Here is a 17443-nt window from a genome sequence, read left to right on the forward strand (position 1 = left end):
ACGCCTCCAGGAGATTGAAGCGAACGAAAGCGGCCGTCGTTGCCGGGCGCTGTCGATAACGCGATTGATGTGCCTTCCTGCATGGACGGCCAGATGCCCACACGACCACAAGCGGGCGCGCCGCAGGTGCGCGCTCCACGAAAGGCTCCATATGCGTTGTCGGCAGCGGCGCGGCAATCTTAAGGGCGGACGGAGGATTTTGCCATCGTCGCGATGGTCGCCGGCGATCGGCGCCATTACGCGAGCCCAATCCATGCATCCGGATGCCCGCTTTTCGGTGGAGCACGGCCCCGCGCATGCCGGGTAGTGCCCGCGCGCCGGGTATCGAAGAATGGGCGCAGGACACGCAGCTGAAACAAATGGGCGGGAGCATCTCATGCGGTGCATCGTGGTGGCATACAACGGCTCGGAGTGCGCGCTCGGAGCCGCGCTTTTCGCGAAAGACATGGCGCAGCAACGCGGCGCGCGACTGCACATCCTGACGGTCGCACGAGTGCCGGCGGTCGGTTTCGACGCCTGCATGAACGAGATCATGGAGCAGCGGATCGCGCACTGGGAAGAGGCGCTCCGCGCCTTGAAGGCGAGGCTGCCGGACACGCAGGACACGATCAGGCTGTCGCTGCGCACGGGCGACCCGTGGCGCGAGATCGTCGATTACGCGGCGGAGCACTGCGCGGGCGAGATCGTCGTCGGCTGCCGCCGCTACTGGCTGGGACGCTGGCCGGCGAGCCACGTCGTGCGGCGCGTCGTGGCGCATGCGCGGTGCGCCGTCACTGTCGTGCCGGAGCCCGGACGCGCCTTGCCTGTGACTTGCGGCCACGCGATCGCGTAATTGCGCGGCAACGTCCGCTCACAGTTGCGATTCGATCGGCAAAAGCCCGAGGAACCAGATCCCCGTGCGCCGCATCGCCGACACGTCCGGCTCCTTGTCGAGTTCCGTCACCGTGCCGTCGGCCGCAGTATCGATCCAGACGATGTGGCTGCCGCCCTGCGGATCGCTGCGTAACTCGAGCCGCCACGCGGCGCGGTCGAGGTTCTTGCCGATGCCGTCGACCACTTCTCCCGCCGCCTGCCCGCTCTCGCAATACACGCCGATCTCCGTGTTCAGTTCGACCGAGCGCGGATCGAGGTTCATCGAACCGATGAAGATACCCGTGCGGTCGAACACGTAGGTCTTCGCGTGCAGCGAAGCCTTCGACGATCCGAAGGTCGATTTCTTGTCCGTCGACTGGCCGCCCGCGACCGGCTTGAGTTCGTAGAGACGCACACCCGCTTGGAGCAGGTCCTTTCGATAGCGCTGATAGCCCGCGTGCACGGCTGAGACGTCGGTGGCCGCGAGTGAATTGGTCAGCACCGTGACGCGCACGCCGCGCGCGGTCATGCCTGCGAGCCACGCGACGCCTTCCTTTTGCGGCACGAAGTACGGCGAGACGACGAGCATCTCCTGCTCCGGCTGGAGTTTCAGGGCCTTCAACTGCGACATCAGATGCCCTTGCGCATCGGTGGGCGCGCGGGTGATCTTCGATGGATCGTCGTAAAGGAGCGTGGCCTTGCCCCAGGAGAATTCGGCGTCGCGGGTGCGCAGCGCGTCGGTCAGGCGCTCCTTGGCCTGGATGAAGTACGCCGTGTTGCGCTCGGTCGCCATGTACGCGTCGAGCTTCGCGCGGTACTCCGCGAGCTCGCCCGGGTCCGCCTGGCGGCCCATCAGGCGGTCGATCGGATAGGCGGCCTCCGAGTTCCAGTATTCGTCGAACGCGACCGATACCTCGCGCACCACCGGACCGTGCACGAGCACATCGAGATCGCCGAATGCGACCGTCGTCGAGGCGCCGAAGTATTCGTCGCCGATGTTGCGCCCGCCGAGAATCGCGCCCTGGTTGTCGGCGATCAGCGCCTTGTTGTGCATGCGCCGGTTCACGCGAAAGAATTCGAGCGCGGAGCCGAGCTTCTTGAAACTGCGGCTCGCGACCGGGTTGAAGAGCCGGACCTCGACGTTCGGATGCGAGGCAAGCGCGAGCAGCACGCGATCGTTCGCGTTCGTGCCGAGGTCGTCGAGCAGGAGGCGCACGCGCACGCCCCGGTCCGCCGCGCGCAGCATCGCGGCCGCCAGCGTGCGGCCGGTGGCGTCGTCGTGCCAGATGTAGTACTGCATGTCGAGCGTGCGGTCCGCGGTCTCGGTCAGGATGATGCGGGCGACGAGCGCGTCGATCGCGTTGGGCAGCAGGTGGAATGCGGTTTCGCCCGGATGCTTCTGCTCGCCCGGGGCGAAGGCGGCGCCGAGCCGCGTATCGGCGGTGTCCTGCAGTGCATGTGTCGCGTTGCGGCCGGCCTGCGGCGGAAGGCTCGCGCATGCGTTCATAAGCAGTACGAGCAAGGCCGCCAACAGTCGACGAAGCTGGATCATGTGCGCTCCCCGAGTGACATGAAGAGGCGCTGCCGAGGGCAGCGCGCCGACGACGATCCTACATGGTTTGCCGCGAGCGCTGGTTTCCTGCTTCTTCGTTAGGCGACGCCTTCGGCGGTTCGCCGGCTAGTCGTCGGCGCCGGGGTTCTTCTCCGGCAGCGGCTGATCCGTGCCGGGCTCCACGGGCGTGGGAATCGCATCGCCGACCGGCTTCGACACCTCGCTCACCGGCTCTGGCGTGTCCTCGACAGTGGGGGCGACATCGGCTTCATTCCCCGGGATATCGCTTTTTGCGGGTATCGGCTGATCGAGGCCCGGTTCGACCGGCGCCGGTATCGCATCGCCGACCGGCACCGAGATGTCCGTTGGCGGCGTGTCGTGTGCTTCGTCGCGTGCTTCGTCGGGCGCTGCGTTGTCATCCGAGGGTGAAGTCGTCATGACGGCCTCCTGCCGGCAGTGGTTGATCCACTATGCCGCAAGACGCGTTCCACGCGCGCTTGTCCGATCCGCTTGTCGTCGACAAATCACTGGTTTGCGCCGGACGCAAGCCGGTCGATCATGTTGCGGATCGCGCGCATCTGGACGCCCCGGTTGTCGGCGAAGTGGCTGTCGGTATAGCCCCACCAGTCCCAGCAGCCGTTGGGATTCAAACCGGGTATGGAGACCGCCTGCGGAAACAGCACGACGATACGGTTGGTCTCCGCCCAGCGCGCGTAGCCCGCGTGGCGCACGAACGTCTCGCCGTAGAAGAGACCGCCGCCCGGCGGCGAGTGCAGCGGCAGATAATCCTGCCCCTGCTCGCAGCCGTGCAGCGCGACGTGCAGGCGGCAGCGCGTCCCCGTCTTGCACGCGGCGGGCACGTAGAGCCAGCCCGAGGAATCCATGCCCGTTGTCCACGCGAAGCTCGCAGGGCGATCCGCCGGCAGATAGCGGGTCTGGTCGAAGCGGACAAAGTGCGCCTGCGTCGCTTGCGTCGTGGCGGGCGCTTCGAGCGGCGCCGGACTGTAGATCCAGCCGAGCATCTCCTTCGCGGCGTCGAACTGGCATTTCCCGATGAACGGCGACTCGGACTTCGAGCACCCCACACCGTAATTCGTAGTCGGCATCGTGTGGCCGGTCTTCTCGCGATCGATCTCCGTGCGGTTTTGCTCCGGCACGCCGAGCGCCGCGTAGTAGCCAGCCAGCTGCTTGACGACGGGTCGAGGCACGGTCGTGTCGCTCGCGCCGGAAATCGTGATGACGCGCTGGGCGCCGATGTTCGCCGCATCGTCGATCAGGTGGCTCGCTGCGAACGCTTTCGTCTTCGAGACGAGCGCGGGAACGTCGGCGCTCGTCGGCGTGACCGCGCAGAGGCTGGTCGGCTGGATCGTGCACGAGCATCGGGTCATCGCGATCGCGACGCTGTCCTGCGCACAGTAGTAGGGACCGCCAGCCACGACGCCGACGCCCTTCACGATCGACGAATACGCGACGCCGAGTTGCACCGCCATGAAGCCGCCCGACGAGAGACCGGAGACGGAAGTCTGGCTCACGTCGATACCGAGTGCAGGCAGCGGCGGATAGGTCTGCGCGCAGGCGCCACCCGCCCAGAGCGCCGACATCGTCGACATCGCAAACGCGCAGATACACGGAATGGCTCTCATCGGTTCGCCTCGCGCGGTTCGATGTGGCTCGTGCAAAAAGGGAAGCGATCGTCGCGCAGGGAAACGCCGGGGATTTCAGCGCAAGGGAGCCAGGCGATCGCAATTCGACTGCGCGCGCTGCTTTCAAGGGCGCGCGCGGCTGATCGAGATAATCTTAGGAGGAAAAAGCGGCGTGATCGGTTTTGTGTCGTTCCGATGCCGGAGATTGGCCGATTTACCGGGCCAGCGCGCCCTGCCCGAACGCCGGTCCTTCGGCGGCCAGCGCCTCGGCGCAGCGGCTCGAGAGCGCCACGACATTCCGGCCCATCGCCTTTGCGCGATACAGCGCGCGGTCCGCGTCCTGGATCATGTCGGACACGTCCATGCCGGATTCCGGGTCCCAGCTCGCGCTGCCGATGCTGGCCGTCACGCAGCCGAACTCGCTGCCGGCGTGGCGAAGCGACAGGTTGCAGATGGCCGCACGAATCTTTTCCGCGATGAACGACGCGCCCGCCGCAGGCGTGTTCGGCAGCACGACAACGAATTCCTCGCCGCCATAGCGCGCCGCCGTGTCGCCGGGACGCCGGATGCTGTCGCCGATGCACTTCGCGACCGCTGCGAGCGCTTCGTCGCCGGCCTGATGGCCGTAGGTGTCGTTGTAGGCCTTGAAGCGGTCGATATCGACGAAAAGCAGCGAAAACACGCTGCGCGCGCGCCGTGCGCGGCGCCATTCGAGATCGAGGATTTCGCCGAACGTGCGACGGTTGTTGAGGCCGGTGAGACCGTCGGTTCGCGCGAGCAGCTGCAATTCCGATTCCGCGCGCATGCGCCGCCGCAACTGGCTGCCGAGCACCGCCGAGAGCGCGACGAACGCCACGCCGAGCGCCGCCATCAGCGAGCCGATCGTGAGCGCGCGGCGCCGCCACGCTGCATAGATGTCCTGCTCGGCGACCGCCACCATCACGATGAACGGCAGGTGCGGCAGCGTCTTGAACGTATAGAGGCGCCGGACGTTATCGATGGAAGCCGTATCCGCGAAGTCGCCTTCCTTGTCGGCGACGAAGCGGCGGAACGTGCTGGCCGTGCTGATGTCGCGCCCGATGATGCGCTCGTCGAAGGGCTGGCGCATGACCATCAGGCCGTTGCTTCCGATCACGGATGCCGATCCGCGCGCGCCGAGCGACAGCCCGGCAAAGAGATTGCGGAAATAGTCGAGGCTGACGGCGATCATCGCGATGCCCGCGAACGCCCCGTCCGGGCGCGAGATGCGGCGGCTCAGCACGATACTCGGCGTCGGGCCGAGCATGACGAAGCGGACCGGATCGCTGATGAAAAGGCCGGCATCGCGCTTGTCGCGCTGCGCAGTGAAGAACGCGGCGCTGCCGAAGTTGGCCTTGCGCGGCACTTCGCTCGTGGAATCGATGACGACATTGCCCGACGCGTCGAGCACCAGCAGCGCTTCGAGAAATTTGGCGGTGGCCGCGCGGTCGAACAGGACGTCCCGGCGCAAATGCGCGGGCAGCGCGCCGACGGCGGGCTGCCTGAGTCCTTCGATGACCGCCTGTAGCGAGAGATCGTAAAGCTCGAAATTGCGGACGATGTCGCGCTCGGCAATCAGCGCGACATTACGCGACGTTTCGCGCGTGCGCTCGAGCGCGTCCTGGCGGCTCTGATAAAGCACGAGCGCGCAAAGGCCGACCATCACGAGTGCAAGCAACGCAGCGCCATACACGATGCCGTGCAGCGCAATGGATTCCTTGCATTTGAATCGTTCTCGCAGACGAATAAACCATTCGTTCGTTTTCATTGATCTGAACTTTGAAACGTTTGCCAGGAAATTCTATTTATAAAAGCGCTTCAGTGCCATTGAAAAAAATCTGTTGAAACGTTTTCGTTGGATAAATACCCACATCAGGAAAACTCCATCATCCTTTCGCAATACGAATGCAAGGCCGCGTTAATATCGCTTGAAGCCCAAGCCTGGCGCGGCTTGACGGCAAAAATCGCGGGGGCGGATTCAAGGGTTGACCCGCGTTGAGCGGGGCTTTTCCATCCTTTATGCAGCACGAACATTCGTAAGCTGCGAGTTGCGTCAAATAAACATCGCGTAAATCGCACGGCCGCTCGGCGTTTTTCCCGTGCGCACAAAAACAGGACAAAGCGGATCAGGTTTTCGGAATACGAAAAAAATAGCGATGACAAGTGCGGACATCAATCTCGCGGGCGAGCGTGAATCGCTGTGGCGCCTGTTCTGGACGGTATGCGGTTTATCGTCGGTATCGTGGGGAGGGCTCGCGTTAATGGCGCAACTCGAGCGCCATTATGTGGAGCGCAGGCAATGCCTTTCGCCATTGGCATTCGCGGACCTTACGGCGCTCGCGTGGATGGTGCCCGGACCGGTGGGATGCAACGTCGCCGTGCAACTCGGACACGTATTGCGCGGCCGCGCGGGCGCGTGGGCCGCCGGCATCGCGAGCGTGCTGCCGTTTTTCCTGCTGATGACGCTTTTCGCGATCTTCTATCGCACGCCGCTGATCCGCTCGCTCACCTCGCCGACCCTCGTGAATCACTTCAGCGTCGTGCTGGCCGTGCTGATCGGGGTGACCTGGTACAAGCAGACGCGCACGATCCTGCGCGGCAAGGTGGAGTGGGCGGCATCGCTCTTCGCCTGCGCGACGCTCGTGCTCGCGCATGGTCCGGGGGCCTACGTGCTGGTGCTCGCGAGCACTTTCGCCGCGGGATGGATGCTCGAAGCGGAGCGCGAAACCGTCTCGGACGTGCTGCGCACGCGCAGCGACTGGCGGCTGCCGGTGATCCTCGTCGCGCTGCTGCTGGTTTTTGCGCTGCCGCTGCCGACGCCGTGGCAGTTCACCCTGTTGTGGCCACGGCTCGCGGGCGCGGGGCTGACACTGTTCGGCGGCGGCTTTTCGGCGTTGCCGGTGCTGAAGGCGTTGTTCGTCACGCCGGGCACGGGTGTCTCCGACAAGGATTTCACTCTCGCTTTTGCACTTTCGCCAATCTCGCCGGGGCCGCTTCTGAACGTGATTCCGTTCTTCGGCTATCTGATCGATGGCTGGCTGGGCGCGCTCGTCGCGACGGTCGCGTTGTTCGTGCCGTCGGGATGCCTCGTCATCTTCGCCCAGCGGCATCTGGCGGCGCTCAAGAGCTATCCGCGCTTTGAGAACGGAATGCGGCTGCTGCGCGCTGCGACCACCGCATTTCTGGCGATCGCCGTGCTGAAGATTTTGCTGCACATCCCGCCGCAGCCCGCCTATCTCGTGACTGCGGCCTTCGGATGCATGTGCCTCGCGAAGCTGAAGCTGCCGGTGTACACCGTCTACGCGACCGTCGGTGGCGCATTCGGCCTCTGGCTGCTATGCCATTAGGAATGGCTCGCTGAGGCCTGCTCCGGTGCGACGGCCGGTTCGACAGCCTGCTCGACCGCCGGCGCGACGTCAGCCGGCGCCTCGCTGCCTGCCGGAGCTTGTTCCGGCGCCGCAGCCTGCTCGGATCTGCGTGCCGCCTTCGCGGCCCGGTTCGATTCCGAATTGCGGGCCCGCACGCCATCTTCCGCCGACACCTCGCCCACGGCCGCGCCGCCGAGATCGACGCGCGGCGCGCCCTCGACGAGACACGACCAGTAACGACTGCCGCGACACCAGATCTTGATGGCGTCGCGCAACTCGGCTTCCGTCAGCGCGAGCTCTTCCGCCTGCGCCACCAGATCCTTGAAGATGCCGACCTTCAGCGGAACCTTCGGCGCCGGTTTCTTCGGGAACGCCTGCGGGAAGCGGTTCTGCAGCTTGCGGATCGTCAGGACGACGGGATCGGTCGGCTTCGTGTCGACGGGCTTTGCCTGCACCGGCGCCGGACGCGGCGACTTCGCGCGCTCGGGCCTGGCGTGCGCCGTCCTCGCCTGGCCAGGCTTCGGCTGCGCGGGCTTCGCTTGTCCGCCCTTCGCTTGTGCGCCCTTCGCTTGCGACGCCTGCGCATCGCGTCCGGCTTCGCCCGCTTGCGGACGATGCTGCCGGGAAGGCTTGCTGTTCGGTTTGGACGCCTCGGACGTCTTCGGCGGCGGCGTTTTCGCCCGTTTCGCCAGTTGCTCTTTCAGTGCCGCGAGTTGCTCGAAGCCCATGTTCATGCCTCAGGAAGTTTTCGATGCCGGTCGTGAAATGACGAGTGCCAATGGGCCGTTCGTCGCGTGACCGCAGAACGCATGATACGCAACCGGTTCGGATCGTGCCGCGAATCAAGCGAATCGCGTGCGAACCGGCGCTGGCCCCCTGCCGGTCGGGGCGAGCGGCGGGCAAAAAAATGCCCGCTTAATTTGAGCGGGCGTAATCCATATCGGTTGAGACATGGAGGAGACAAGGTCAGTATAAACCCGATTCGCGTTAACCGCTAGTCCAGGATGGATTCTATTGCCTGATGAAATCGACAAAGGCGCGCAATGGCGCGGGCATGTACTGGCGGCTCGGGTAATACAGGAACGGCCCGGAAAAACTGCACCACCAGTCTTCGAGCAGCGGTTCGAGCGCGCCGCTCTCGAACGCGGGCGCGAGCCACTCCTCGAACAGGAAAATGACGCCCAGACCCGCGATGGCCGCGCTCACCGCCATATCGGCTGCGGTCGTGGCCACCACGAGCGGTCCGCTCGGGTCCACGCGCACCATCTTGCCCTTGCGCTCGAATTCCCAGGGTGGCATCGCGCCGCTCGCGAAGCGCTGGCGGATGCACGCGTGCCCGAGCAGATCGCGCGGATGGCGCGGCCGCGAGCGCTCCGCGAGATACGCGGGCGCGGCGGCGGTCGCGAAGCGCTGCCGCCTCGGACCGATCGGCACCGCGATCATGTCCTGTTCGAGGCGCTCCTCGTACCGCACGCCGGCGTCGCAACCGGCGGCGAGCACGTCGACGAAGGTATCGTCGACGGTGAGTTCGATCCGGATGTACGGATGCGCGTGCAAAAACGTCTCGATGATCGGCGACAGGAAGAGCCGCGCCGCGACGGCCGGCACGTTCAGCCGCAGCGTGCCGCGCGGACTTTCGCGAAAGCCGTTGACGACGTCGAGCGCGGCCTCCACTTCGCCGAGCGCCGGCACGAGCCGCTCCAGCAATTGCGTGCCGGCCTCGGTGAGCGTGACGCTGCGCGTCGTGCGTTGGAGGAGGCGCACGCCGGCCTGCGGTTCGAGCCGGCGCACGGCGGCGCTCAACGCGGACGCCGAATAACCGCTCGTGCGCGCCGCCTCGCGAAACCCGCGGCTCTGCGCTACCGCCATGAACGCCGCCAGATTGCCCAGATCCAACGCCATCGCCCGCCTCCGTCGCTCAGGTCTTGAGGCGCTCATTGTGCAGCTTTTCGCACGACCTGTATCGAATGATCCTGCTTATCGCACAATGCGGACGCGCCTATAGTTTCTCCACGGCGTTCTCCAACATCAACGGAGAAATCGCATGACTTCCTCAGCAAATCTCGGCGGGCGCTTTACGTTCGCGGGCGGCGCGCTCACGGTGAACCGCATGGGCTACGGCGCGATGCAGCTCGCCGGTCCCCAGGTATTCGGGCCGCCCAAGGACGAAGACGCGGCCGTCGCCGTGCTGCGCGAAGCAATCGCGTGCGGTGTCGATCACATCGATACGTCGGATTTCTACGGCCCGCATGTAACCAACCAGATCATCCGCAAGGCGTTGCATCCGTATCCCGACGATCTCGTAATCGTCACGAAAGTGGGCGCGCGCAGGGAGGCGGACAAGTCCTGGCCCGTCGCGCTCTCGCCGAAGGAACTCAAGGACGCCGTCCACGACAATCTGCGCAATCTCGGACTCGACGTGCTCGATGTCGTGAATCTGCGCGTCGGCGGTGTGCACGGACCGTCGGAGGCGGCCATCGAAGCGCCGCTGACCGTGCTCGCCGACCTGAAGCGCCAAGGGCTGATCCGCCATATCGGCCTGAGCAACGTCACGCAGCGACAGTACGAGGAGGCACGGCCGATCGCGGAGATCGTCTGTGTGCAGAATCACTACAACCTCGCGCATCGCGACGACGATCCGATGATCGATGCGCTCGCCGCCGAGGGTGTCGCGTACACGCCGTTCTTTCCGCTGGGCGGATTCACGCCGCTGCAATCCTCGACGCTGGATCGCGCCGCCGCCGCGCTCGACGCCACGCCGATGCAAGTTGCGCTCGCGTGGCTGCTGCAGCGCTCGCCGAACATCCTGCTGATTCCGGGGACATCGTCGGTCGGGCATCTGCACGAGAATCTCGCGGCGGCATCGCTCGCGATTCTTCCCGAGGTACTGGCCGAGCTGAACGCGATCGGGTCCGGCGCGCCGGGTTGAACGCGGTTGCGGCGTTATTCGACTTCGCCGTCGTCGGAGTCGGCGTCGAGGCCGCCGGAGGCGGTTTCGTGGTCCATCGCGGCGCCCGCGAGCGATGTCGCGAGTTCCGGATGCGCTTCCTTGCGCTCGCTGTAGCGGTCGGTCAGATAGTCGGTCCGGTCGCGCACGAGCAGCGTGAACTTGACCAGCTCCTCCATCACGTCGACGACCCGGTCGTAGTAGGACGAAGGCTTCATGCGGCCGTCGGCATCGAATTCCTGCCAGGCCTTCGCCACCGACGACTGGTTCGGAATGGTCACCATCCTCATCCACCGGCCGAGCACACGCAGCGCGTTGACCGCGTTGAACGACTGCGAGCCGCCGCTCACCTGCATCACCGCCAGCGTGCGGCCCTGCGTCGGACGCACGCCGCCCGTCTCGAGCGGCAGCCAGTCGATCTGGTTCTTGAACACCGCCGTCAGCGTGCCGTGGCGCTCCGGACTGCACCAGACCTGCCCTTCCGACCAGAGCGACAGCGCGCGGAGTTCGCCGACTTTCGGATGATCGGCGGGAACGCTGTCGGCGAGCGGCAGGCCGTGCGGATCGAAGACGCGCGTCTCGGCGCCCAGATGCCGCAGGATGCGCTCGGCTTCGAACGCGAGCAGCCGGCTATACGACGTCGGCCGAAGCGATCCATACAGCAAGAGGATGCGCGGCGGATGCGACGAGATCGACAAAGGGGTGAGCTTCGCGAGGTCGGGAACGTCGGCGTGAGGCGCGCTCAGATTCGGCAAGTCAGACGACATCAGCAATTTCCCGGTTGAAGAGCGCCGGCAGGGCAGGCGGCGCCCGAGCAGCAGTTCTCGGTCAGAAAGCCGATGAGACCGCTCATCGCATCGAAATTCGCCGAGTAGTAGATGAAGCGTCCCTCCTGCCGGCCGTTCACGAGCGCCGCATGCGACAGGTCCTTCAGATGGAACGAGAGCCCGGAAGGCGTCAGGCCGAGTTGCTGAGCGATTTCGCCCGCCGGCAAGCCCGCCGGACCGGCGACGACGAGCGCGCGAAAGATCGCGAGCCGCGATTCGTGGGCGAGCGCGCCAAGCGCGCGTACTGCGAGGTTCGGGTCCATGCGGCAGAGAATACGCGCGTCTCGACGTCGTTTCAAGTTTTGTTGAAATAATGAGGGCGACGGCTCGCGCGTAGTACTCTGATTGAAGATCAACCCACACGTCCGCTGTCGATCATGTTCAATGCCGCACTCATCGCTCTTTCCGCCGCCGCGCTCTTCGGCGCGACTACGCCGCTCGCAAAAATCCTGCTCGGCGCGCTCTCGCCGTTCATGGTCGCGGGACTTTTCTATCTGGGCAGTGGGATCGGGCTGGCGTGCTGCATCCTGATTCGCCGCCTGCGCCAGAACACGCGCGAACGCGGTCACGAAAGCCATATTCCGCCCGCGGAAGTGCCGTGGCTGCTCGGCGCGATCGTCGCTGGCGGAATCGCCGGTCCCGCGCTCCTGATGCTCGGACTTTCCTCGACGCCGGCCGCGACCAGTTCGCTCCTGCTCAACCTCGAAGGCGTCCTGACGGCGGCGATCGCCTGGATCGTGTTTCGCGAGAATGTCGATGTTCAGGTGTTTCTCGGCATGGTCGCCATTGTCGCGGGCGGACTGCTGCTGTCCTGGCAGGGCGCGGCCGGCGTGCCCACCGGCGCGCTTTTGATCGTCGGCGCGTGCCTCTGCTGGGCCATCGACAACAATCTCACGCGCAAGGTCTCCACGCACGACGCGATGACCATCGCCTGCATCAAGGGTCTGGCGGCGGGATGCGTGAACCTGTCGATCGCGCTGCTGCTCGGCGCGCATCTGCCCGCGACGGCGAAACTGGCCGCCGCCCTTTTCACCGGCTTTGCCGGCTACGGCGTGAGCCTCGTGCTTTTCGTCGTCGCGTTACGCCATCTCGGCACTGCGCGAACCGGGGCGTATTTCTCCGTGGCACCGCTGTTCGGCGTGGCGTTGTCGCTCGCGATCTGGCCCGAGGCGCCGCCCGTCGCCTTCTGGCTCGCCGCGCTTTTTATGGCGGCGGGCGTCTGGCTGCACATCCGCGAGCGTCACGAGCACGTTCATACGCACGAAGCGCTCGAACACAACCATCCGCACACGCACGACGAGCATCATCGCCATGCGCATCCGTTCCCCTACGACGGCGACGAGCCGCACACACACCCGCACCGCCACGCGCCGATCACCCATTCGCACGCGCACTACCCGGACATCCATCACCGTCATTCGCATTGATCCCGCTGAACGTTCGTCGCGCGAGCCACGGAGCATCGCGACCTGTTTTTTCGACCGTTCGCGTCTATAACGGATTCAATCGACCACCGACAGACCGACAGTTCACATGGATGACACCCAGCGGCTGAAATACTTGCGGATCGCGCTGGTCGCGGTCGGCGTGATATCGGTCGCGGGCATTTATCCGCTGATGCTCGTCTGGCCCTCGGGCTGGACCTGGCACACCGGCTATTCCGACTATCCGGCGATGATCGTCGGCATCTATGCGACGCTTGGCGTCTTCCTGATCCGGGCCGCGCGCGATCCGCTCGCCCACCTGAGCCTCATCTGGTTCACCGTGTGGTCGAGCGTGGTTCACGGTTCGATCATGACGGTGCAGTCGTTCGCCCACCCGGCGCATCGCGCTCACCTGCTCGGCGACGTCCCCGCGCTCTTCATCGTCGCGATCGTGCTGGCCGTGCTGACGCCTCGCGCAGGAAAGGCATCGTCCGTGCGGTAGTACGATGCGCATTCGACACCGCCGGCGCGCCGCCTGTCGCAAACTCTTCCAAGGATTGACATCATGCGAATCGAAACCTCGTTCCTGTTCGATCTCGACGGCACACTCGTCGACAGCGTCTACCAGCACGTGCTGGCGTGGAAGGAAGCACTCGACGATGAAGGGATCGAACTGTCGGTGTGGCGCATCCATCGCAAGATCGGCATGAGCGGCGGCCTGTTCACCAACCAGTTGCTGCGCGAGACGCACGGCGAGATCAGTCCGGACCGCGTCGAACGGCTGCGGCGCTCGCATGCGGACGCGTACAAGCGGCTGCGCGCACAGGTGTGTCCGCTGCCAGGCGCGCGCGAGCTGCTCGCGGCGCTGACACACGCCGGCACGCGCTGGGCCATTGCGACCAGCGGCCGGATGGAAACGGCGGCGGTGAATCTGGCGGCGCTTGGCGTCGATCCGGCGACGGCGGTCGTCGTCACGCGCGACGATGTGAAATACGCGAAGCCCGATCCCGACCTGTTCATCGCGGCGGCGGAGCGGCTCGGCGTATCGATCGAGCACACGGTGGTGGTCGGCGACAGCATCTGGGACATGCTCGCCGCGCGACGCTGCCGCTCGCTCGGCGTCGGCCTGCTGTCGGGCGGGTATGGAATGGATGAACTGGAACGCGCGGGCGCGCTGCGCGTATACGAAGATCCGGCGGACCTACTGCTGCACCTGGATGAGGTGGCCGCGCGGCCGTAGTTGACGGGAGTCCGCGCGAAACCGGCGCGGATCTCCCCGATTCAGCGTCGTCGCTGATCAGTCCTTGAGGTCGTCGGGCACCTTGCCGCCGTTTTGCGCGAGTTTTTGCATGACCGCCTTGTGCAGCCACATGTTCATCGCGGCCGAATCCTCGGTGTTTCCGCTGTAATGCAGTTCCGTCGCCAGTTCCTTGCGCGCGGCGAGGCTGCTGTCGAGCCCCAGCAGTTTCATCAGATCGACGATCGACGTGCGCCAGTTGAGTTCCTGCCCCTGATTCGCCTGCATGCTGCTGAGAACGGCTTCGACATCCACGACCGGCATCGGTGTGACGGGCGGCTGGACGGCGCCCGCTGCCGCTGGCGTCGACGAACGCGACGGCGCGGCGGTCGCGCCCGCGGGACTCGGTTGTTGCGGCGTGGCGGGCGCCGCGGCCGCGCCGGAACCTGAGGCCGCCGGATGGTCGTGCGGGAATATCTTGTTGAGGATGGTCGAGAAGATGCTCATGTCGGTCTCCGTGAAGTGGGCTGATCGCCTCGTCCGGAAACGCAACGATCGTTCCCAGCCATTCAATTTGCGCTGATCCGCCCGTTTATCGGCTGACCGAGGCCGTTTCGCGCTCGGCGATGTCTCGCGCATCAGAAGCGTTTTCTTCATGTTGATGCCGAATTGCAACGCCGACTAAAAAATGCCAGCCGCCGCATAAGCGGCGCCCTATAACAAAAGCAGGAAGCAAAAAACCGGCACGCACGCATGCATCCTTAGCCGTATGAATCGCAGTCGGCGCCAGTCGTTAAGCGTTTTCTTAAGAACGCAAGAGCCGCTTCCCCGGAACGCGCGCGCGAATAGTCGCGGCGCGCACATTTGATTCGAACCCATCTCGCGCGAGCCAGGGACTCCCGCCCCCGAAGCCTCATGCAAGGAGCATCAAAATGAAATCCACTTTCGTTTTGACCGCAGCAGCCGCCGCGGCCGGCCTCGTCCTACTCGCATTGCCGGAAATAGCAGGCGGCCAGGAAACGCGCAGCGCCCCGCCGACCGCGCGCGCCATGATGCAGCACAACGCCAACCAGTCGGCGCAGTCCACCACCGACATGTCCTATGGCGGCGTCACCGACACGCAAAGCGCCACAGGCGGCGTGAACGCGACGCCGGCGCCCGCCGACACCGCGCCTGCGCAGGACAAAAACGGCATGCCGTCGACGCAGGCGCCGTCGCGGTGGTAAGGCACCGCCTCCGTCCATCGGATGAACCGCAGCCGGGCCCGCACCCCGCAGCCCGGCCGGTTCGCGATTCGCGCTAGCGCGCGTCGCTCACGGTCGTATTCATCGTCTTGCCCGCGATCAGCGTGTTTTTCAGCGTGATGTCGTGCACGTTGTACGCGTAGATCGGCCCGGGCGTCGTCGAGGTGGCCGGCCCGGCGGCGACCGGCGTGCCGAAGTCGCAATTGGTGATGGTGACGCCGGCGATCGCGGGAATCGTCGGTGCCGGGGCGGGGCCGTTGTAGTCGAACGCGACCGGACCCTGCGCGACGATCGCCTGGAAGCATGAGCCCGTCAGCCCGTTCAGCGTCACGTTGCTCGCCTTCACGTTCGAAATATTGACGTTCTGCACGAGCGCCGGACGCGTGCGGATCGCGTCCTTCGACGGCTGGTAGTCGCAGTCAAAGGTGACGATCCCGCCCTGCGCCGCCGACGGGTTCGCGGCGGCGGCCGTCGACACGCCGAGCGGCACGCTCGCATTGATCGGGCTGCCCGCGAGCAGGCTGCTGCCGTAGCCCGAAGGCGTCAGGCTCACGCCGTTCGGCAGCGTCACGTTGTCGACGTAGAAATCCTTCACGAAGCCGCCGCGGTTCATGTTGGTCTTGATGCGGATCGCGATGTTGAGCGAATTGGTCGCCCAGAACTGGTTGAGCATCGCGAGATTGCGCGCGTAGATCTTCTGCACGCCGCCGCCCATTTCGCTGCCGAGCGTGATGCCGCCGTGGCCGCTGTTCATCGTGCAGTTCTGGATGACGTGGTTCTGCGCCGGGCCGTATTCGTTGTCGAGGTTCTTGCCCGACTTGATCGCGATGCAGTCGTCGCCGGTGTTGAACACGACGCTGTCGCACAGCACCATGTCGCAGGCGTCGGGATCGAAACCGTCGTTGTTCGGGCCGATGCTGTCCACGGTCACGGTGCGGATCACGACGTTCTTGCAGTCGGTCGGATGGTGCTGCCAGAACGGAGTGTTGTTGGTGCGATAGCTTTCCATCAGCACGTTCGTGCAGCCGATGAACTCGACCATGCACGGCCGCAGGTAGTGGCCGATGCCGAAAATGCGCTTCTCGATGGCGACACCCGCCTCCGACAACGCCGGCAGGTAGTTCTGGTCCTGCTGCCAGGGCGTGGCGGGATCGGTGAGCTGCTTGTAGAGCGTATCGGAGATGCCGGGCGCGGCCGTCTTCAGGTCGACGTTATTCGGGTTGGAATACGCCTGCGACGGCGTCGACGAGCCGGCGAAACCGTAGGCGCCGCTGTTGCCCTTCCAGGTCCACCAGCAGGTGCTCGTATTGCCCGTGCCGGCGAAAGGCGTCATCGCCTGTCCGTTCAGCACGGAGGTGTTGCCTTCGCCGGTGATCGCGACGTTCGTCTGGTTGCGCGCGTAGACCGGCGGGCCGTAGTTCAGGCAGTCGTTCGATTGCCAGCGGCTGTAGTAGAGCTTGCCGTTGGTGCCGCAGTCGACCGGGCCGTCCTTCGCGTAATCGGCGGGGTTCGGGCTGAAGTAGATCGTGCAGTTCGCGCTCAGGTGAAAGTTGACGTTCGAGAGCAGCACGATCGGGCCTGCGCAGTACCACGTGCCCGCCGGAACGACCACGCTTCCGCCGCCCGCCGCGTTGCACGCCGCGATGGCCGCGAGGAACGCGGGACGCGAATCGAAGGAGCCGGGCGCGTTCGTCTGGTCGGCGCCCGTGCTGAGCGGAGATTTCGACGGGTCGGTGTACGGGTTCGCCGCGACGACGACCGCACACGGCTTGGCGCCGTAATCCGTGACGATGAACTGGCGGCTCGGGAACATCGACTGCGCCACGCCCTGCAGGGCATTGATGATCTGCGTGCCCGCGCCGGTCGAACCCCAGATCGGATCTTCGACGACGGGCGGCGTCGTGGTCGATCCGGAATCGTCGTTGCCGCCGCAGCCGCCGAGCACGCCGAGCGTGCCGAAAAGCGACGCACCCGCCGATGCGCCCGCGAACTTCACGAAAGTGCGTCGCGCAGGCGAATGCAACGCGACGGGCGTGCGGTCCAGCGTCCTGTCCTTCGATTGCTTCATTCTCGTCTCCTTATCCGGCCGGGCCGGTTGCTCACGGTGGGTTGTGGTCGTGTATTTCCGTGCTGGTCGCGGCCGACGTAAAACGTTTGCCCGGACTCGTCCACAACGACTCCGGTCGCTGTTCTCATTGCTGCATAGAAACGATGTCATACAACTAAGAACATTTTCTATCCAGCGCCTCAGCGGTTTATCCGCCGCGATGTCGCTGACAATATCCAAGTTGTCAGGCAGACGTCAAGCAACTTTTCCAGCGATCCTGGACC

The 17443-nt window shown here is 65.3% G+C and carries 18 protein-coding genes; 7 read left to right on the forward strand and 11 right to left on the reverse strand.

The genetic code is table 11. The features are described from left to right. Positions 1-376 precede the first annotated feature (376 nt). A complete protein-coding gene (locus tag AWB81_RS13485) occupies positions 377-832 on the forward strand; it encodes a universal stress protein (RefSeq protein ID WP_062636060.1) in 456 nt (151 codons plus the stop codon). Positions 833-850: 18 nt separating this feature from the next. Here the strand turns inward: AWB81_RS13485 and AWB81_RS13490 are convergent, their stop codons facing one another. The 4 genes from AWB81_RS13490 to AWB81_RS13505 form a co-directional block, all read right to left on the reverse strand. Further along, a complete protein-coding gene (locus tag AWB81_RS13490) occupies positions 851-2404 on the reverse strand; it encodes a phospholipase D family protein (RefSeq protein ID WP_062636061.1) in 1554 nt (517 codons plus the stop codon). 126 nt (positions 2405-2530) lie between these two features. Beyond that, complete coding sequence (locus AWB81_RS13495) at positions 2531-2842, reverse strand: hypothetical protein (RefSeq protein WP_062636063.1); 312 nt, start codon at positions 2840-2842, stop codon at positions 2531-2533. Between the two features lie 86 nt (positions 2843-2928). Next, positions 2929-4047: an extracellular catalytic domain type 2 short-chain-length polyhydroxyalkanoate depolymerase gene (locus AWB81_RS13500; protein WP_062636065.1), complete on the reverse strand. Its 1119-nt coding sequence runs from the start codon at positions 4045-4047 to the stop codon at positions 2929-2931. Positions 4048-4261: 214 nt separating this feature from the next. Continuing rightward, the gene (locus tag AWB81_RS13505; protein WP_087134965.1) at positions 4262-5833 is read right to left on the reverse strand and encodes a sensor domain-containing diguanylate cyclase; all 1572 of its coding nucleotides are present in this window, start codon (positions 5831-5833) and stop codon (positions 4262-4264) included. A gap of 388 nt (positions 5834-6221) precedes the next feature. Between AWB81_RS13505 and AWB81_RS13510 the strand changes: the two genes are divergently transcribed. Continuing rightward, positions 6222-7412: a chromate transporter gene (locus AWB81_RS13510; protein ID WP_062636067.1), complete on the forward strand. Its 1191-nt coding sequence runs from the start codon at positions 6222-6224 to the stop codon at positions 7410-7412. On the opposite strand, the gene AWB81_RS13515 is transcribed toward AWB81_RS13510, so the two are convergent. Both AWB81_RS13515 and AWB81_RS13520 read right to left on the reverse strand, forming a co-directional pair. After that, positions 7409-8167 (reverse strand): ProQ/FinO family protein, encoded by a 759-nt coding sequence (locus AWB81_RS13515; protein ID WP_235025794.1) that lies wholly within the window; start codon positions 8165-8167, stop codon positions 7409-7411. The two genes, AWB81_RS13510 and AWB81_RS13515, sit on opposite strands and share 4 nt — an antisense overlap. A 277-nt stretch (positions 8168-8444) precedes the next feature. Continuing rightward, positions 8445-9335 (reverse strand): LysR family transcriptional regulator, encoded by an 891-nt coding sequence (locus tag AWB81_RS13520; RefSeq protein WP_062636070.1) that lies wholly within the window; start codon positions 9333-9335, stop codon positions 8445-8447. Between the two features lie 142 nt (positions 9336-9477). Here AWB81_RS13520 and AWB81_RS13525 point away from each other — a divergent pair, with 142 nt between their 5' ends. Next, a complete protein-coding gene (locus AWB81_RS13525) occupies positions 9478-10362 on the forward strand; it encodes an aldo/keto reductase family oxidoreductase (RefSeq protein WP_062636071.1) in 885 nt (294 codons plus the stop codon). A gap of 14 nt (positions 10363-10376) precedes the next feature. On the opposite strand, the gene arsH is transcribed toward AWB81_RS13525, so the two are convergent. Beyond that, entirely contained in the window at positions 10377-11147 is a 771-nt protein-coding gene (gene arsH, locus AWB81_RS13530) for an arsenical resistance protein ArsH (protein ID WP_062636073.1), read from the reverse strand. Beyond that, positions 11147-11470 carry an ArsR/SmtB family transcription factor gene (locus AWB81_RS13535; RefSeq protein WP_062636075.1) on the reverse strand — a complete coding sequence of 108 codons (324 nt, stop codon included), beginning with the start codon at positions 11468-11470 and terminating at the stop codon, positions 11147-11149. The genes arsH and AWB81_RS13535 overlap by 1 nt, the downstream gene beginning before the upstream one ends. Before the next feature lie 114 nt (positions 11471-11584). Between AWB81_RS13535 and AWB81_RS13540 the strand changes: the two genes are divergently transcribed. The 3 genes from AWB81_RS13540 to AWB81_RS13550 all read left to right on the forward strand — a co-directional run bounded on the left by AWB81_RS13540 (position 11585) and on the right by AWB81_RS13550 (position 13871). Beyond that, a complete protein-coding gene (locus AWB81_RS13540; protein ID WP_062636077.1) occupies positions 11585-12634 on the forward strand; it encodes a DMT family transporter in 1050 nt (349 codons plus the stop codon). 106 nt (positions 12635-12740) lie between these two features. Continuing rightward, positions 12741-13133, forward strand: coding sequence for a DUF6632 domain-containing protein (locus tag AWB81_RS13545; protein WP_062636079.1), 393 nt, complete (start codon positions 12741-12743; stop codon positions 13131-13133). A 63-nt stretch (positions 13134-13196) separates the two neighbouring features. Beyond that, positions 13197-13871 carry an HAD family hydrolase gene (locus tag AWB81_RS13550; protein WP_062636081.1) on the forward strand — a complete coding sequence of 225 codons (675 nt, stop codon included), beginning with the start codon at positions 13197-13199 and terminating at the stop codon, positions 13869-13871. Positions 13872-13928: 57 nt separating this feature from the next. Here AWB81_RS13550 and AWB81_RS13555 read toward each other — a convergent pair whose 3' ends face one another. Beyond that, positions 13929-14375 carry a DUF3597 domain-containing protein gene (locus AWB81_RS13555; RefSeq protein WP_062636083.1) on the reverse strand — a complete coding sequence of 149 codons (447 nt, stop codon included), beginning with the start codon at positions 14373-14375 and terminating at the stop codon, positions 13929-13931. Between the two features lie 85 nt (positions 14376-14460). Continuing rightward, the gene (locus AWB81_RS45685; RefSeq protein ID WP_159938889.1) at positions 14461-14619 is read right to left on the reverse strand and encodes a hypothetical protein; all 159 of its coding nucleotides are present in this window, start codon (positions 14617-14619) and stop codon (positions 14461-14463) included. 181 nt (positions 14620-14800) lie between these two features. On the opposite strand from AWB81_RS45685, the gene AWB81_RS13560 reads away from it, so the two are divergent. Then, the gene (locus AWB81_RS13560; protein WP_062636085.1) at positions 14801-15094 is read left to right on the forward strand and encodes a hypothetical protein; all 294 of its coding nucleotides are present in this window, start codon (positions 14801-14803) and stop codon (positions 15092-15094) included. Between the two features lie 73 nt (positions 15095-15167). Here the strand turns inward: AWB81_RS13560 and AWB81_RS13565 are convergent, their stop codons facing one another. Next, complete coding sequence (locus AWB81_RS13565; protein ID WP_062636088.1) at positions 15168-17180, reverse strand: glycoside hydrolase family 28 protein; 2013 nt, start codon at positions 17178-17180, stop codon at positions 15168-15170. Between the last annotated feature and the right edge of the window lie 263 nt (positions 17181-17443).

It is taken from the genome of Caballeronia arationis, from assembly GCF_001544975.2.
GTDB lineage: Bacteria > Pseudomonadota > Gammaproteobacteria > Burkholderiales > Burkholderiaceae > Caballeronia > Caballeronia arationis.

What these genes read in the sequence shown, in the direction of transcription:
- AWB81_RS13535 (WP_062636075.1), bottom strand. Translation starts at nt 11,470, where the DNA reads ATGGACCCGAACCTCGCAGTACGCGCGCTTGGCGCGCTCGCCCACGAA.
- AWB81_RS13515 (WP_235025794.1), bottom strand. Translation starts at nt 8,167, where the DNA reads ATGAACATGGGCTTCGAGCAACTCGCGGCACTGAAAGAGCAACTGGCG.
- AWB81_RS13545 (WP_062636079.1), top strand. Translation starts at nt 12,741, where the DNA reads ATGGATGACACCCAGCGGCTGAAATACTTGCGGATCGCGCTGGTCGCG.
- AWB81_RS13520 (WP_062636070.1), bottom strand. Translation starts at nt 9,335, where the DNA reads ATGGCGTTGGATCTGGGCAATCTGGCGGCGTTCATGGCGGTAGCGCAG.
- AWB81_RS13555 (WP_062636083.1), bottom strand. Translation starts at nt 14,375, where the DNA reads ATGAGCATCTTCTCGACCATCCTCAACAAGATATTCCCGCACGACCAT.
- AWB81_RS13525 (WP_062636071.1), top strand. Translation starts at nt 9,478, where the DNA reads ATGACTTCCTCAGCAAATCTCGGCGGGCGCTTTACGTTCGCGGGCGGC.
- AWB81_RS13560 (WP_062636085.1), top strand. Translation starts at nt 14,801, where the DNA reads ATGAAATCCACTTTCGTTTTGACCGCAGCAGCCGCCGCGGCCGGCCTC.
- AWB81_RS13490 (WP_062636061.1), bottom strand. Translation starts at nt 2,404, where the DNA reads ATGATCCAGCTTCGTCGACTGTTGGCGGCCTTGCTCGTACTGCTTATG.
- AWB81_RS13495 (WP_062636063.1), bottom strand. Translation starts at nt 2,842, where the DNA reads ATGACGACTTCACCCTCGGATGACAACGCAGCGCCCGACGAAGCACGC.
- arsH (WP_062636073.1), bottom strand. Translation starts at nt 11,147, where the DNA reads ATGTCGTCTGACTTGCCGAATCTGAGCGCGCCTCACGCCGACGTTCCC.
- AWB81_RS13550 (WP_062636081.1), top strand. Translation starts at nt 13,197, where the DNA reads ATGCGAATCGAAACCTCGTTCCTGTTCGATCTCGACGGCACACTCGTC.
- AWB81_RS13485 (WP_062636060.1), top strand. Translation starts at nt 377, where the DNA reads ATGCGGTGCATCGTGGTGGCATACAACGGCTCGGAGTGCGCGCTCGGA.
- AWB81_RS13505 (WP_087134965.1), bottom strand. Translation starts at nt 5,833, where the DNA reads ATGAAAACGAACGAATGGTTTATTCGTCTGCGAGAACGATTCAAATGC.
- AWB81_RS13500 (WP_062636065.1), bottom strand. Translation starts at nt 4,047, where the DNA reads ATGAGAGCCATTCCGTGTATCTGCGCGTTTGCGATGTCGACGATGTCG.
- AWB81_RS13540 (WP_062636077.1), top strand. Translation starts at nt 11,585, where the DNA reads ATGTTCAATGCCGCACTCATCGCTCTTTCCGCCGCCGCGCTCTTCGGC.
- AWB81_RS13565 (WP_062636088.1), bottom strand. Translation starts at nt 17,180, where the DNA reads ATGAAGCAATCGAAGGACAGGACGCTGGACCGCACGCCCGTCGCGTTG.
- AWB81_RS13510 (WP_062636067.1), top strand. Translation starts at nt 6,222, where the DNA reads ATGACAAGTGCGGACATCAATCTCGCGGGCGAGCGTGAATCGCTGTGG.